General features: G+C 39.5%; 14 protein-coding genes. All 14 read right to left on the reverse strand.

What is annotated here, in order from left to right:
- Window positions 1–4: 4 nt before the first annotated feature.
- On the reverse strand, window positions 5–694 hold the full coding sequence (locus tag IGJ04_RS07050) for a WxL domain-containing protein (protein ID WP_438840077.1): 690 nt from the start codon (window positions 692–694) through the stop codon (window positions 5–7).
- A 426-nt stretch (window positions 695–1120) separates the two neighbouring features.
- Window positions 1121–2092 (reverse strand): dimethylarginine dimethylaminohydrolase family protein, encoded by a 972-nt coding sequence (locus IGJ04_RS07055; RefSeq protein ID WP_010707081.1) that lies wholly within the window; start codon window positions 2090–2092, stop codon window positions 1121–1123.
- 111 nt (window positions 2093–2203) lie between these two features.
- Window positions 2204–3649 (reverse strand): alkaline phosphatase, encoded by a 1446-nt coding sequence (locus tag IGJ04_RS07060; RefSeq protein ID WP_025188776.1) that lies wholly within the window; start codon window positions 3647–3649, stop codon window positions 2204–2206.
- 87 nt (window positions 3650–3736) lie between these two features.
- Window positions 3737–5650, reverse strand: a complete 1914-nt coding sequence (locus IGJ04_RS07065) for an endonuclease MutS2 (RefSeq protein WP_407080526.1) — start codon at window positions 5648–5650, stop codon at window positions 3737–3739.
- A 346-nt stretch (window positions 5651–5996) separates the two neighbouring features.
- Entirely contained in the window at window positions 5997–6740 is a 744-nt protein-coding gene (gene dagF, locus IGJ04_RS07070) for a 2-dehydro-3-deoxy-phosphogluconate aldolase (RefSeq protein WP_002361094.1), read from the reverse strand.
- 3 nt (window positions 6741–6743) lie between these two features.
- A complete protein-coding gene (locus IGJ04_RS07075; RefSeq protein WP_438840078.1) occupies window positions 6744–7847 on the reverse strand; it encodes a DgaE family pyridoxal phosphate-dependent ammonia lyase in 1104 nt (367 codons plus the stop codon).
- Window positions 7848–7858: 11 nt separating this feature from the next.
- On the reverse strand, window positions 7859–8710 hold the full coding sequence (locus tag IGJ04_RS07080) for a PTS system mannose/fructose/sorbose family transporter subunit IID (RefSeq protein WP_002359140.1): 852 nt from the start codon (window positions 8708–8710) through the stop codon (window positions 7859–7861).
- A complete protein-coding gene (locus IGJ04_RS07085) occupies window positions 8710–9459 on the reverse strand; it encodes a PTS mannose/fructose/sorbose/N-acetylgalactosamine transporter subunit IIC (protein WP_002355079.1) in 750 nt (249 codons plus the stop codon). Before IGJ04_RS07085 ends, IGJ04_RS07080 begins: the two co-directional genes overlap by 1 nt.
- 23 nt (window positions 9460–9482) lie before the next feature.
- Window positions 9483–9977 (reverse strand): PTS system mannose/fructose/N-acetylgalactosamine-transporter subunit IIB, encoded by a 495-nt coding sequence (locus tag IGJ04_RS07090; RefSeq protein WP_002355078.1) that lies wholly within the window; start codon window positions 9975–9977, stop codon window positions 9483–9485.
- A 19-nt stretch (window positions 9978–9996) separates the two neighbouring features.
- Entirely contained in the window at window positions 9997–10398 is a 402-nt protein-coding gene (locus IGJ04_RS07095) for a PTS sugar transporter subunit IIA (RefSeq protein ID WP_002370041.1), read from the reverse strand.
- A 71-nt stretch (window positions 10399–10469) separates the two neighbouring features.
- Window positions 10470–13283 (reverse strand): sigma 54-interacting transcriptional regulator, encoded by a 2814-nt coding sequence (locus IGJ04_RS07100; RefSeq protein ID WP_438840079.1) that lies wholly within the window; start codon window positions 13281–13283, stop codon window positions 10470–10472.
- 120 nt (window positions 13284–13403) lie between these two features.
- Window positions 13404–13931, reverse strand: coding sequence for a histidine phosphatase family protein (locus IGJ04_RS07105; protein ID WP_002359138.1), 528 nt, complete (start codon window positions 13929–13931; stop codon window positions 13404–13406).
- A 65-nt stretch (window positions 13932–13996) separates the two neighbouring features.
- Window positions 13997–15445, reverse strand: coding sequence for an amidase (locus tag IGJ04_RS07110; protein ID WP_085443308.1), 1449 nt, complete (start codon window positions 15443–15445; stop codon window positions 13997–13999).
- A gap of 96 nt (window positions 15446–15541) precedes the next feature.
- Window positions 15542–16207, reverse strand: coding sequence for a helix-turn-helix domain-containing protein (locus IGJ04_RS07115; RefSeq protein ID WP_010713768.1), 666 nt, complete (start codon window positions 16205–16207; stop codon window positions 15542–15544).
- Between the last annotated feature and the right edge of the window lie 18 nt (window positions 16208–16225).

A 16225-nucleotide genomic window follows, 5' to 3' on the forward strand; every position in this document is an offset into this window, starting at 1 on the left:
CTGTTTATGGCGCAGCCACTAATGTCCAAGTTACGTTACCTGTATACGCACCATTTGTAATTTTTGAACTAGGTGTTGTAATGTTTAATTTTACATTTGATAATTCAGAATCCCATGTACCTTGACCTTTACCAACTGCTGCTGTAGCAATTGATACAGCTGCTCCACCTACTGGAATAGTTGTTCCAGCAAATTCAGGGCTTCCTGGGTCTGCTGCAAAGGCAGCCACATCACGTGAGTATGTTTTTGCTGTTTCATCGTATTTAGCTACCGCACCTGTTTGCGCAAAGGTAATTGAACCTTCTAAAGTAGCAGTACCATTTTTCATTTCAGCAACGCCTGCAGTAACTAACCAACCAGCTTGTGTTCCACGAACATCCCCGACCGCATAACGTTTTGTTTGTGTACCATTTGCATCTAATGAAATCGCTGATAAATCAGAACTAACTTCTGTCGAAGCAAATTTGAACTCTGTTGGAACATATAACAAATCAAAATTTGTATTCGAGCCTGGTTCTGGTTCTTGTGTGCTTCCGTCATCTCCATCACCATTACCACCTGGCAATGAACCACTTGTCATCTCTACGTTTGCTGGTGTTGTACCAGTCGTTGTTGCATGTGCTGCTGCAGGAGCGATGCTTGCCCCTAAAATTGCCGTTCCTGCAAATAAAGTTACCAATGTTTTTTTCTTCATTTTACTCTCTCCTTTATTATCTTGGTTGATTAATGAATAAAAAAGTGAAAAACTTTTCTATCTCAGTAGAACGTAAACTAAGTATAGCGAAAAAAAGACTACTTGTGATTTCAAATTTTAAACACCTCATGCAAAAAAAATGAATTTACTATAACATCACGGTTCCAACGACTTTTCGTGTCTTTGAAAACGTAATTTTCAAAAGAGATATTGTTTTTCCCCATTTATAAAGTGGTAATTTTATAAAAAAACAGCGAGAAAACGTCAAAACATTAGTAATGAACACTAACATTTTGACGTTTTCTCGCATTTATTAAATCAAAATTTCCTCAATATTTTAAAAAAAAATAGTGAAAACTAAAATTATATCGTTTTCATAGACAAAACGTACATTTTTTCTTACGAAAATTGATAATCACTCGCTGACTATTCTCTAATCAACGCTTGCGTTGTACAACGGAAAGAACCACCTAACATTCTAGAAACATGGTAATCAATTGCCTCAACTTTGATACCTTTTGCTTCTATTTGAGGAATTAAGGTTGTAAACGATTGGTCCGTTATATACGTTTCTTCGTTAAGCGGTAGACCATTTGTCACTAAATACGCTGCTTCTTCCAAAGTAACGTGAATTTTTCCCCAGTTTGCTAATTGCGCAGGAAGTCCATCCAAAAAGGCCTCTTCACAAACAATCATCAAGCCATCTCTCAACAAGCTTAACGCACAATCTAAGTGGAGAATATGCGGATGTAACCGAACCGGCACCACTTCATAACCAAAATGACCAATCATATTGGCTAACCACTGAATTCCTGCTAGGTTACTTGCCAAGCCGGAGTATCCCACAAAAATTGTTTTTCCTAGAACTAAAACATCGCCGCCTTCAATAAAGGGACCTGCTTCACTTAAAATGCCTTCAGAAGTGTCAGGTTGTGGCGCAGCAAAATAATAGCCTTCTGCTTCTTGTGTCCACTGCTGAATAATCGGACGAATTGGTAAAATTTCTTGTCGACGGTGTTGAAATCTTAAGTTTCCTTCTATTAAGAGATTGCCAATTGTAAAAAAAGGGTCTCGTGAAAAGAAGTTACTATATCCTACACCCAATTCCTTGCCATGTTCTTTTTCATAGGTTGTCAATAAACGTGGACGAAATACTTCTACGCCATAAGATTCTAATACTCCTTGCATGACTTCTTTTTCTTTTTCCCAACGCACTTGTTGTTCTGGTGCAAAGTCTGCTAAATCACGCCCTTCATTATTCTGTGTTAAACGGGCATTTTCCTCTGTTAAAAAAGTCGTATCCGCTTCATCAAATTTATCTGGTAAACAAAATTGCGATTGTGCTAAAACAACTGAACGCAACGGTGCAAATTCACTTTCAACATGCATTTTTTTCATTATTTGACCTCACTTTTATCTGGTTACCTTCATTATAACAGAGATAAAATTTTTATGCCTTCAATGAAGAAAAAGCAGAACTTCTATACGTTCTGCTTTTTCTTCATTTTGTTATTTGCCAATACCTTTATCTTTAATATCAGCTTTTTGCCCGGTGCCATCTACTAAGCCAAAAATAATCTTCGCTTGGTCTGTATTATCAATTTGTCCTGAAAAAGCTTCTGCTTGTGGGCCATAAGCATAGACATTTACATCTTCTCCTGTGTGTCCGCCAGTAGTCCAACCAGTATTCGAACGTTCATCAAAAATCTTTCTTAATGCCTGAGCGATTTTTTCAACATCTTTTGACTCCGCCGCTGTTTTCACTGCTTTCAATTCAGCCTCACTTAATTGAAAATCAATATACTCAGTCACTGTTTTTTCCACATTACCATTTTTAATAATTTCTTCTGCCATGAAATCAGGCGTGCGTTTTGCCGCATGTAAAGGCTCCGTCAACCAGTTGTATTGATCTCCTTTGCCTAAAGACAAGCCACCTGTTGAATGATCTGCAGTTGTAACCACCAATGTTTCACCATCTTTTTTGGCAAAATCGATAGCCTTTTCAAACGCCGCTTCGAAATCTTGCATTTCGCTCATCGCGCCAACAATATCATTGCTATGCCCGGCCCAATCAATTTGGCTACCTTCAACCATTAAAAAGAAGCCTTTTTCATTTTTATCTAAACGTTGAAGAGCCGCTTCTGTCATATCAGCTAATGAAGGAACTTCTTCCGTTCGGTCAATCATTTTAGGTAGCCCGCCTGGTGCAAACAAGCCTAAAATTTTGTCGTCTTGGTTCTCATTTAACGACTTTTTGTCTGTGACATGACCATAACCCGCTTGGGAAAATTCTTTGACTAAATCACGATCTTTCCGCGCAAATAATTCGGAGCCGCCGCCAAGTAACACATCGACTTTGTGTTGTCCGTCGATTTGATCATCAAAATAGTCATCGGCGATTTCTGCCATATTTTTGCGTGAAACATTATGTGCGCCATATGCAGCAGGGGTTGCATGTGTTATTTCAGATGTTGCTACAAGCCCCGTTGATTTCCCCACTTTTTTCGCACGTTCCAGCACTGTTTCTGTTTTGGACTTGTCATTATCGAGTGCTATAGCATTATTATAGGTTTTTACTCCGGCAGCCATCGCTGTCGCTGCGGATGCTGAATCGGTGACATTCTCTTCTTCATCTTCTGGATAAGTGGCTTGCTGTCCGACTAAATAGGTATCAAAAGCTGTTTGGGGAACACGCTTGTCTGAGTGATTGGCTTTGAAATAGCGATAGCCCGTTGTATACGGATTCCCCATGCCATCTCCAATCATAAAAATAACATTTTTTACTGGTGCTTTTTCGGATTCAGTTGCCTTCGCTTCAGCAACCTCTGTTTGTTTTTCGCCGCTTTTTTGTTCAGATAAATTTGTACAACCCGCTAATGTTGTGAATGTTAATAAGGTAACCCCTAGCAAAGCTCTTTTCTTCATTTCCTTGTTTCCTCCTTCATATCTACCCATACATTGACTATAACAAGTCTTAGTTGATTTCTGATAAATAACAAGTAAACAAAGTGTTAAGTTGTTGTGTTGCTTCTGTTAAGTTCCTTATTTGTCGCGTCTTGCTGCTCTTTTTTCGGCCTCTTTGCGTAATTGTTTCTGCGCTTTTTTTGAGCCGCGTTCAATATCTTTGAGTTTCTTTCGTTCATGGAAATCTGTAAATAAACTTTCTAAATCATAGTCTTGCGGATATAGATCTTGTGCTTTCGCTTGTAATTTCAATCGTCTTCGTGGTACATTTTCAATTTTATCATTCACAAATACTTGGATTTCTTGTTCACCCTCATCTGTAAAAACCAACCCAATTTGTTGTGTTTCTGTCAATAGGACACGATCACCTTTTTGATAACGGTGTGTTTCTTCTACAAACGTGGCAAAGGTCGTTTCTTTTGCTTTCAGGGGTTTAAATAAACTTCGATTAGTAGGGTATTCTTTCCGCTGAATATAATGAGCCGCCTTTTCAATGAGCTGTGGCTCCATCTTCATTTTACGTGCAATCCAAAGCGCCTGACTATCGCCAACTTCACCAATTTTCAATTGATATTTGGGCGTTAATGTTTCACGATCGAAGGCCATTGCGGCGGGCACAAAATCATCATGTTCTTGGGCAAAACGTTTAATTTCACCATAATGGGTCGTCGCAACTGCCAAGGCACCCTTTTGATACATCGTTTCCATGATCGCAATCGCTAAGCCAGCTCCTTCGTTTGGCTCGGTGCCACTGCCAATTTCATCTAATAAAACAAGTGTGTGTCGCTTAACGTTACGCAACATTTCCGCAATATTTTTCATGTGCCCAGAAAAAGTGCTTAACGCATTTTCCAGATTTTGTTGATCACCAATATCGACAAAAATTTCATCTAATACTGGAATCTCTGTGCCCGCTTGTGCTGGAATTTGCAACCCAAATTGTGTCATGACAGTCAATAAGCCAACTGTTTTCAAGACAACCGTTTTACCACCAGCATTGGCACCTGTAATGACAAGTCCTCGATACTCTGCTCCTAAAGAAAACGTCAATGGTACTGCGTGCTCTAATAAAAGAGGGTGTTTTCCTTGAACAATGCGCAAGCGTTCTTCTTTGTTTACTTTTGGCGTAATCCCACCAATTTCGCGACTATACTTTCCTCGTGCAAAAATAATATCTAAGGTGGTCATTGTATCGACGGCTTGATCGACAAGTCGTTCTTGCTCATTAATTAACCCAGTTAGTTCTGCCAAAATTTGATATTCTTCCGCTGTTTCTTCCGCTTTTAAGAGTGTCAGTTGTTCATTTAATTTACTAATTGCTACAGGTTCAATAAAGACCGTTTGTCCTTTATTGGATTGCTCAATGACTGTGCCTGAAACCTTATTTTTATAGCTAGCTTTGATTGGTACCGTGTAATGTTCCCCTTTTTTCACCATCATATTTTCTTGAATATACAGTTGATTATTTTTATTGCGTAAAAATTTGGTGACTTTTGTTTCAATTTCTTGTTGGCATTCATTGATTTGACGCCGGATTTTCCGAAGTTGTCGAGAAGCATCGGTGGCAACTTTTTGGTTATGGATTTTCGTATAAATTTGTTCTTCGATTGCTCTGAAATCAGCTAAGTGCTGACTGTAACTAAATAGGCGTGGTGTTTGGTATTGATTTTTTTCAAAAAACTTCTGGATTCGCTGACTACTTCTTAAAAAGTCAGCCACCTCAATCAATTCGTTTGGTGTAAGGATTAAGCCTTTTTTCACTTGTTGAAGCAAGCGGGTAATTTGGCTCAAGCCCATGAAAGGGACGTGTTGTCCGCTATCAATAATTAAGCGGGCCTCGGTTGTTTCCGTTAAGCGGGACTGCACTGTTTCTAAACGTGTTGCAGGGACCATTTTCGCCAACCGTTCTTTACTATACTCGCCAATCGCACGTGCTTGAACTTCTTTAAGAATTGTTGTAAATTGTAATTTTTGAATGGTTTCATGATTCATTTGTTTTTTCTTCCTTTCTATCACGAAAAGAATACCTGGCGCCTTTAAATAAAAACCAGTTTCTATAGAAAAAAGAGGACAGCGTTCTACCGCTGTCCTCTTTATCATTGGATAAAGGTTACTAAAGAAACCTCTTCTAAAGGAGGTATTTAGTAAATGAGATGACTGACAGGTATCACTTTCTAAGCACACCAAATAAACCTTGCTTGGTTCACTGGTTATTCAACTTATCAATTAGATACCTACGACACTCACCAAAATACCCCACATTCATTTGTTGGTTTTTATTTATTCTCCACTTGAGAGTAGCAAATCTGGTGGAGAAAGTCAACTAAAGATTGGCCCTTTACTTATTCAATGTGTTTTTCATCATGGTTAGTAACGTTTTCACGTCTTCTGTTCTAGTGTCCCCTGTTTCTTGATCAATAATTGAGCTGTAGACATGAGGAATGATTTTTTTAACGCCGGCATCCACCGCAATTTGAACAATTTCTTCAAAGTTTTCTAAATCAATGCCCCCTGTTGGCTCTAAATAAAAGTCATACTTGGCACAAGCTGCTGCTACTGCTTGGTATTCTTCTTTGTGAGCCAAGCCTTTCATCGGGAAATATTTAATGGAACTGCCCCCCATGTCTTTCAACAATTTGATGGCGGTTTCGATAGGCACTTCCGCCGCTGGCGCACCAGAGCTTAACGGACCTGTCGCAATGTTGACATAGCCAACTTTGCCTGTGGGTGAAACCAAGCCATTAATCACTGTTTCGTCTTGACGAAGTAAGGCCCGCGAAGCGCCGACACCTGTGAAAACTTGGTTCACGTGTTGCGGTTGTAAAACTTCTGATAAGCGAGCCACCATTTGACTTTGATTTGGATCACCAGCTCCTAAACCGACAGATAAAGCGTTGTTGGTTGCTGCTTGGTATTTTTTCATATCGTCAATGGCTGCTTCATCGGTTTCATAGTTTTTTGAAAGGACGCCTAACACAACATGCCCTTCTGCTGCTTCATAACAGGCTTGGGCATTTTCTACTGAATTGGCTAAAACGTTTAAACAAATGCGTTCTTCTAAATAATTAGGTTTTAATGACATGGCTTATTTCTCCTTTGTGTCCATAATTTCTTGTAATCGTTGCACGATTTTGTTCATTTCTTCTTGATTGACAGAACGAATGTCAAACTCAATGATGCCATTGTTTGCTTGATATTCTCGCGTATAAATGGCTGGACTTTCTGCTTTTAACGCTTGGATGACTTCCTTGGCGGTTTTTCTGCCGTCCACTTTGACACTGGCGCGATAAATGTCTCGTCCGGCGCCATCTTGGACGATTTTAGCGGTTAAATCTGACAGGTTGTTGATGGCTTCAACAAACGGTTTTAAGCGCTCTTGCATCGAAGCCCCTGATTCACTGCCATGTGCCAAGTATTCTTCCACTGCTTGCGTAAAGCCTAGGATATTGTCTTTGCCAATTTTCATTGCTCGACCAATGCCTTTGCCTTGTAGGCGCACCCAGTCAATGTATTCTTTTTTCCCGACCACTAAACCGGCACTTGGCCCTTCGATGGCTTTGGCGCCGCTGTAAATCACCAAATCAGCGCCTGCTTCAGTGTATTTGAAAATATCTTCTTCTGCTGCCGCGTCAACAATTAGCGGCACCTTGTGGCGTTGCGCCACTTTGGCCGCTTCGGCCACCGTCAGCATACTTTTTTGCACGGTATGATGGCTTTTGATGTATAGAATGGCCGCTGTTTTTTCGGAAATCATCATTTCCACGTGTTCTGGACTGCACATGTTGGCGTAGCCAGCTTCCACCACTTGGCCGCCGCCTTGCGCTACCATGACTTCTACAGGCGTGCCGTAGTCCACGTTGTGCCCTTTAGGTAAAACAATCTCTCGCTGTTCGATTTTTTCTGTATAGGGATGATATGCGTGGTACAAGCTGCCTTTTCCAATCAAGGCAGCCACCGATTGGGCAATCCCCGCCGAAGCCGAGGAAACGATTTGGGCATCTTCTACCTTCAACAAGTTGGCTAAAAAGGCCCCTGTTTGCAGACTAAGTTCACTCATTTCAAAGAAATGTTCGCCGCCGAATCGTTGAGCCGCTAGGACTGCCTCCGAAACTTTGGAGACACCTAGAATGGTCATTTTCCCAGAAGCATTGATGACTTCTTTTAAGTGGAATTTTTCGTAACTATTCATTATTTTCTCCTTTATAACAAACCAAAGAATGAAGTGACCAAACTAACTAAGACAATCGTGCCGATAATGATACCGTAACGTGGGCCTTTTTTTACCATGAAAAAATAAATAGCCATGACTGCTGCTAAAGGAAGTAACCCTTTCATAATTTGATCTAGGATATCTTGTAAAACAATCGTGGCACCGCCAGTAACTTTAAACGTCATCGGGCTAGCAATTTTAACATAACTCGCACTTAAAGCGCCCATCATCATCATTCCTAAAACATTTGCTGAATAAATGACTTGCTTAATTTTGCCGTCTTTTAACAAACTTAAGATTGAATTACGCCCTAATGTATAGGACTTATTCACTAATGTCCAACTGATGTATAACGTAATGGCTGTGTACAGAACCAACGGACCGATACTTCCAATCACGTTACCTCCTTTAGCCATTGGAATAAAAATGGAAATGATTAACGGCATTAATGCTGCCCAAATAATCGAATCGCCAATCCCAGCCAGCGGACCCATCAACCCAGTTTTAATCGATGTGATCGCCGTATCAGAGATCGCTGCGCCATTGGATTTTTCTTCCTCCATAGCAATTGCAATCCCTTGAATTGAAGCCCCTACTGTTCCTTCAGTATTAAAAAAATTCAAATGACGTTTCAGAGCTTCTCTTTGTTGTTCTTCATCGTCTGCGTAAAGTTTTTTAATTGCAGGAATCATCGATGCACAAAAAACTAAACTTTGAAGACGTTCATAAGAATTTGATAATTCACAGCCTAGTTGATAAATCCAAAAGGCTTTGGATAATTCTTTTTTAGTAATTTTTTTCTGTTCCAATTGTTGTTCATTTGCTTGTGTCATTTGTTCCATTATGCTGCCTCCTCACTCAATGCCTTGTTTCTAACTAAAAAGGCAATACAGATTCCTAAAATAGCGACGGCCATAACTTCTGCGCCAAAATATACTACTGCAACAAAACCAATTAAAAAATAAGGAATCAAATTTTTCTTGCCAATTACCATAATTGTTAAGGCGAAGCCTAACGCTGGTAAAATACCACCCATTACTTCAAAGCCGTGCATCAACCATGCTGGGATAACTTCTAAGACTTTATTCACCACAGATTGACCAAAAAAGTTCGCCGCAAAAACCAACGGAAAGCGAATTAAAAATCCCGCTAAAGCTGGATAAACAAACGCAGCTCGGTAAATCCCCCCATAATTTAACTCTTCCGCATATTTATCAGCCATATGCACCCACGTCGCATTGATGGTGCGCCGTAATTGATCCATAAAGACGCCTAACACACCAAAAGGAACAGCTAGTGCAACAGCCGCCTCGGCATTCATTCCCACACCTAAAGCAATTGGAATCGCAATTGCTGAAGCTAAAGCCGGATCACTAGGCACATTGCCGCCCGGTGTGGAGGTGACTCCGAGATAAACAAGTTGGATCCCCGCACCCACAACCATTGCTTCACTAAGTTTTCCTGTTGCTAAACCAGCCACCAACGCTGCACCTAATGGCTGAGACAGCATGCCTGAAAATGTGTACCCAAAACGCAAACGTGCAAACCAATAATAAAGTCCCATAATAATTGAAACACCTAAAACGCCCATATGATTCTCTCCTTTTTCTCTGATTATAGTGATTGATATTTTTCAATTAATTTTTGAATTGGTAGGGGATTTTCTTCGGGAATCGCTTGGAAGAAAACATGGATGCCCTTCGTTAAAAGTTCAGTCAAAATTGCAACATCTTCTTCAGATAAATTGATATTTTTTAAAACATTTTTCCGATTTGGTCCGCCACCTAAGCCACCAACTTGAATCTCCTCTTTAATAATTTCTTGGTCCACCATCGCTTTTAAGGTCGTTAAATCTGGCACTAAAAATAACACCTTTTTCTCTTCCTTTTCTTGCGATTCCCAATATTCTTTGGCACTTTCAATCCCTTTAATTACTACAGAAACCCCTGGAGGCGCCGCCATTAAATAAATACTTTGTAAAAATTCATCTTGCTCTAGTTCATCACTCACTACCAAAATTTCATTTGCACCTGATTGTTGTAACCATTTAGTCACTACTTGTCCATGGATTAAACGACTATCGACTCTTGTTAATACGATTTTTGACATTCTGTTCACCTATACTTTCTTATTTTGGAATTTCTAAAATTTGACAACTGTCTACTGCTGCTTGTTGAATCATCTCTGCATCTTGTAAACGAAATCCAGGACCATTTTGTTTCATGACGGATTCTAATAATAACGATGTGCATAATCCGGACACAATCAGGAGGTCATAATCTTTTGATAAACGCAATGCAACATTACTAGGTGTGCCACCTTTAACATCTGTTAAAATTAGCAACTGGTTGTGCCACGTTAATTGGTCAATTTTTTCTGTGACTCGTTCTAAATAATCCCCCAGTGAATCCTCTGCTTGTAATGCAACTTCATGTACATTTGTGACTTCTCCAACAATCATCTGGACGCTTTTGACTAATTCCAAGCCCCAACCATTGTGTGTTAAAAGTAAAATTGGTTCATTTTCCATAAACAAACTCCTTTGCTAATTAATCATTTTATTAAAAGCAATAAGTGTGCCAACTTTCATTTCCGTTTGAATTAAGCCTTTTCAAAGAGCAATTCATAAATATAGCGCACTTCCAAAGGTGGAATCAACAAATTATAGGACACTTCAAGCGGTCGAAACGCCATTTTTATGACAGATACAGCTTCTGGCAACTCTCGATATGACACTTCATAAGCTGTCGGGTCATATTCTGGATTCAACAATTGCCGTTCTAACATACAAGCACAATGAATGATAAAACGAAGTAAAACCTTTTCGTCACTTTTTATTTTAGTTTGCAAGCAAATGTCTGAATAAATCTTAGCTAATTCGATTGAAATGGTTGTAGGATTCAAAACCGTTAGTAAGTCTGTGATAGCTTCGATTGATAATCCTTGAATGTATTTAGCTGAAACTTTTTTTAGTAACTCTTGGTTTTGTTTTTCTTCTAAATGATGGCCTAATAATTCGAAAACTAGCTGAATGCCCCGCTTCGATAGTAAATCTTGTAAAGAAATAAACGGAATATCTGGCACTTCTGTCTTTACGGTGCCAATGATACCAACGATTTTCTCTTCTTTTCGAACAAAAGAATGCAAACGATCAATGTCTTCCACTTCTCTTTTCTCTAAAGTAATGATGCGTACATTCGTTAGTAATTCATTAGGAAAAGTTTTTAGTAACAACTGTTCAATTTTAATAGCAGTCCCCATGCCAGTTAGACAGGAAATAATGAGAACTTTTGCCTCGTTGAAGCGACCTTTACTGCAGATCAAGGCGCGATGATTTTTTTCTTTTAAGACTGGTAATAGATACTCAAATGCCGTCGATTCATAAATGACTTCTCGGGCCACTTCTAGCAATGTTAAGAGATTGATATTGCTAATTAGCAGCACTTCCATTTGAAACGTTTGACTGATAGCATTACCAAAGTAAACCAGGGAACCGATGTCCACCATTAAAATAATTTTTTTATACTGATTTTGCTTTACAATTGCACGGACTTTTTCTAATGTTTCTTCCACTGATTGATTAATCGGCATATCAACTGCACGCATGACCGTTGTTGAGAACAGAAGGTTGGTGTACTCAACCATACTGCTGGCCGTCGCCGCACCATGTGCAACGACGATAACGCCACAGTTTTCTTCAACTGAGTGCGCTCTTTTTTTAGCTGTGACTTTACGAATAAATAGATCAAAAAAGAGGATTTCCGTATCAGCAAAAGAAATCCCAAACAATGTTTGTAGAAAGTCCACCATGGTCTTAGCAGCTTGATACTGGGTGACTTTGCCAGAATAGATATTTTTGGTATCTGAATAAAATGTTTCATTCATTTGTGCAGAATAAAAAACAGCAGAATAAAGGTGGACAATTAAAATATTCTGGAAATCCTCTGTCAATTTTTCTTGGATTAATTGTTCAAAAAAGACAATGGCTTCTTGAATTTTTGGCTGCAATGTTTCGTCAATGGCCTCTAAGGCTAGCGGTTCTTGAGCAAAAATGTCCATATCATAAAGTTGCTCGACTTTGTTTTGCATGATTGCTAGCGCATCCTCTGTCGAAAGAGTTAATTTTTTCAAATCCGCATATTCTTTCAATAGAAAATTATAAAAACGATCATTTTTCAGACTTTCCGATTTGAGTAACTCTTGACTGCTTAAATAAAAATGGTTGTATTGAATCGTGAGGCCATCGTTAGGTATCCACTCATTAAAAGCCAGCAGACTTTCTACATCAGGTTGCTCTTTGACTGTCCCCTCGTTTGCTTCAATGCAAATAGTTTCCGTTAATTGATCGAACACTTCTAAATAGGCTTGTGCGCTCATAAATTGAATCGCCGCTTTCAATTCGCCAACGTTGGCTTCAAAATGAGTAAACGTTAATTGTTTCAACGCCTCATAACGAATATGGATATTCTTTTGAATCCGTTGACTTTCTTCTAAGAAAAAGGACAAAATCAATTGAATTTTTTCTTTCATAGAGCGCTCGGCTAAAGCTGGAATGGCTAATGTCACAGGGATCCTTCTTAAAAACGTTTTCAAAAAATGTTGATTGACGGCTTCGGTTGTTGCAAAAATAAATTTTATCGATACATTTCTTTGTTTTTCGGCTTCGCCCATCCGTGTAAAATACCCTTTATCCAAAACTGTAAACAATTTTTCTTGGCCTTCGCTCGTTAATCGATGGACTTCATCTAAAAATAAAAAACCGCCATCTGCCAACTCCACTAAGCCTTTTTGGTCATTGACGGCACCAGTAAAACTGCCTTTTTTATAGCCAAACAGATGCGAAGTTAATAATTCTGGATTGTTGAAATATTCTGCACAATTAAAATAAATAAACGGGACTTCTTGGTTCATTTTAACTTGATAAAATTGGTGTAATTGTTCTGCAATTAAGGTTTTCCCCACCCCAGATTCTCCAGTAAGTAAAATATTCAAGCCATTAGGCGGATATAAAATAGCGGCTTTCAACTTCTTGATGGCGTCTGCTAAGCTCCCATCAAAACCAATTACGTTCGCAAATGGATTCATTTTCAGTAGCTGCTTTTTCTTATGTATCTGTTCTGCCTGTTGATAAATGTCCTCTTGCAGCGAAGCGAGGGAATCGTAGCACGTGCTACTTTTAAAAAAAGGAAACTGTTCCTCTAAGTAGTCTTTATCAAAAAATAACACTGGTCTAGATTTAACTTTAACGACTTGGTCTTTTCTCACTAATTCTGAAAGCTCTTCACTAACAGCGGTTCGGGTATAGCCAGAGGTCTGACTTAATTGCGAAGCCGTTGCGGGCAACAAGGTTGCTTTGCTACTTGGATTTTGTACGTGAAACTGTTTTAACGCTTGATGAATATTATCAATTCTCATAGTCTTTTCCCCATTTCTTTTTTGATCCAAAAGTTAATTTATTATACATTAAAACGGAAGCGGTTTCTTATTTACCATAAAAAAATCAAGTCTTTAACCAAAAGATTAAAGACTTGATTTTTATTCTCCGTATTGTACAAGTTGTGTATTTTCACAATGAAAGTCCAAGAAATCTTGGATTTTTTTACCATTGAAGTAGTTATCAATGACTCGCATGACCGCATTGTGGCAAACAAATAGGTAAGTTTCCTCTGAAGCCAAGGCTTCCTCAATCAGGGGATAAATTCGACCCGCGACATCTAGGACTGATTCCCCTTCTGGAAACGGCAAGGAAATCTCAGAACGATTTTCTTGGAAAGCCGTTGTTTCAATCGGTTCACCATCATAAATGCCAAAATTCATCTCAATTAAACGAGGTTCTGTTTCAATCGTCAATTGATTTCGTTCCGCAATTTTACGGGCTGTTTCTTGCGCCCGTTTTAAAGGGGACGCCAGTAAACGGTCGATTTGAATTCCTTGTTTGGCAATTTTTTCAGCTACCAATTCCGCTTGTTGATAGCCTTTTTCGGTCAATTGCGCTTCCGCATGACCACAAATTCTACGGGCCACATTATAATCTGTTTCACCATGTCTCACTACGTACAGCATTTTTCCACCTCAGTTTTTTGTCTTGTGTCTATTTTATCTGAAATTTGGTCACAATAACACCCTATTTAGCGGTAACTTTTTGGTAATTTAAATTTGCCTTCTTGCTCAAACTGTTCACCTACTTGGAACAAGAGATCTTCACGTCCACGAGCAGCCAACAATTGAATACCTAAGGGTAACCCCGTTGCTGTCACATGTGTGGGCAAGCTGATGGCTGGTTGTCCTGTCAAGTTAGCTAGTTGAGTATACGGTGTTAGCTGTAAACTTTTATCAAAATAATCATAGATTAATTCAGCTAGCTCTGCTTCTGTTAATTCTGCTGCTTGCGCCATTCGTTGACGAATGTGCTCACTTTGCAAATCTTCGTTAATTTTTGGTGCTGAAAAAGCCGTTGTTGGGGATAAAAACAGATCAAATTTTTGAAAAAGTTCTTCCATCGTTACTGCTGCTTGATCCCACAACTGTAATGAATGAACATAGGTGGCTGCTGGAATCTTTTGGCCAAATTGATGCATGGTCCATGAAAAAGGTTCGATTTCTTCTTTACGAATTGGGCGCCCGAGCCCCTGTTGAATGCTATTCATCATCGCTGTAGTTTCTGCGCCGTTCATTTGATAATAGGAGCGAATCAGCGCTGCACCATCGACTGGATAAGGAATCTCAATGATTTCATGACCAGCTGCTGCCAGAAAATCAGCCGCTTGTTTCGCCGCTTGTGTTGCTTCTGGCGAAATCAGTGAGCCGATAGGCGAAGCGGTACACAGAGCAATTTTTAGCCGTTGTTTTTTAGGGTGTGTTTGCCATTCTGCCAAGGGCGCTTGGTAGGGGGCGCCACTGTGGCTACCACGTAGGCCATAAAATAATGCTTTGGTGTCTCTCATAGAAATAGTCAACGCAAAGTCAATCGAGGCACCTTGCCAGCCCCGCCAGCCTTCTGGGCCGACAGGCATGGAGCCACGGCTAGGTTTTAAGCCAATTAAGCCACTAAAAGAGGCGGGAATTCGGATGGAGCCACCGCCATCACTAGCGCCGACGATAGGTACAATCCCGCTAGCGACAACTGCGGCAGCGCCGCCACTGGAACCGCCTGGCGAATGTTCCAGGTTCCAAGGATTGCGGGCTGGCCCGTAAAGCGCAGGATCCGTAATATTTTTAAAGCCAAACTCTGGGGCGTTGGTTTGTCCTAAGGGCATCAAACCAATCGTTTCTGCTTGTTTGACAAAGTTAGAGGTCGTTGTTGCAGTACTATTTTTAAAAAGTTGCGAGCCGGCCGTTGCCGACCACCCCGCTTTTTCTTGGCCTAACATTTTCAAAGGAAATGGCAAACCAGCAAATAGTGTGTCCTGCTGTTTATTTTTTTGATAAGTTGCTTCTGCTTCTTGGCTGTCAAAGGTTACAAAGCCATTGATCTTTGGATTTAACTTTTGGACTTTTTTCTCAATATCCTTTAAGAGTTCTGTGTGACTTACTTTCTGTTCTTTTAATTGTTGTACCCAATATAGTCCGTCTTTCATACAGACCCACCTCCTATACTATTCCTTATTAGTATAGCATGGTTTTTAGGGGTCATCCTGTGATGGTGATTTTCATTCGTCAAGAGTTTCTTTATTTTAAGTAAATAATTCGCCAATGTAAGGAAGCAACTGCGGATGCAGTTTGTAGCCTTTATACCGTGTATTTTGGATACCTTGTTTTTTAAAGCCCCCTACTTGAATTTTTTTATTTAATTTTGTCAGCTGTTTGGTCATTTTTTTTCGATTATTGGCTGTTTCTTCTGTGTCATATATTAATTTACAAAGGCGTTCCATTGGTAAGTGTTCTTTTGGCGTACTATACAAGACAGCCAGTAGTGCACGTTCTGTGGCTGTTAGCTTTATTCCCTCTACATCTAACTTTTCATCTTCTCGTTGGATGGGTTTATTTAATTCTGCCAAAAGGAGATTTTCTCTTAATGTATCCAAAGTCGCATCCAATCGTAACCAATTGAGAATGCCATATTGATAGCTAATGCTCAATTCTTCCGAGGTAGGAATGTCTTCCGAGCGAAGAAACAACGGCGTTTTAACTCTGGCTAATTCCTTTAGATATAAATATTGTTCTTTGCGAGGAATCGTTTCGCTGAGAATGATGGCATCAAATTTTCGATAAAACAAATGACTTTCCTTAATTTCACCAATCAAACACGTCGTACAAAAAACTTGGTGATCTAAATGCTGTAAGCGGTTTTGAAAAGCAGTTTCTGATAAAATATTTTTTGTGATGACCATTATTTTCATTCTTGATTCCTCCTTAAT

Source organism: Enterococcus sp. AZ050 (genome assembly GCF_051715085.1).
GTDB classification, from domain to species: Bacteria; Bacillota; Bacilli; order Lactobacillales; family Enterococcaceae; genus Enterococcus; species Enterococcus faecalis.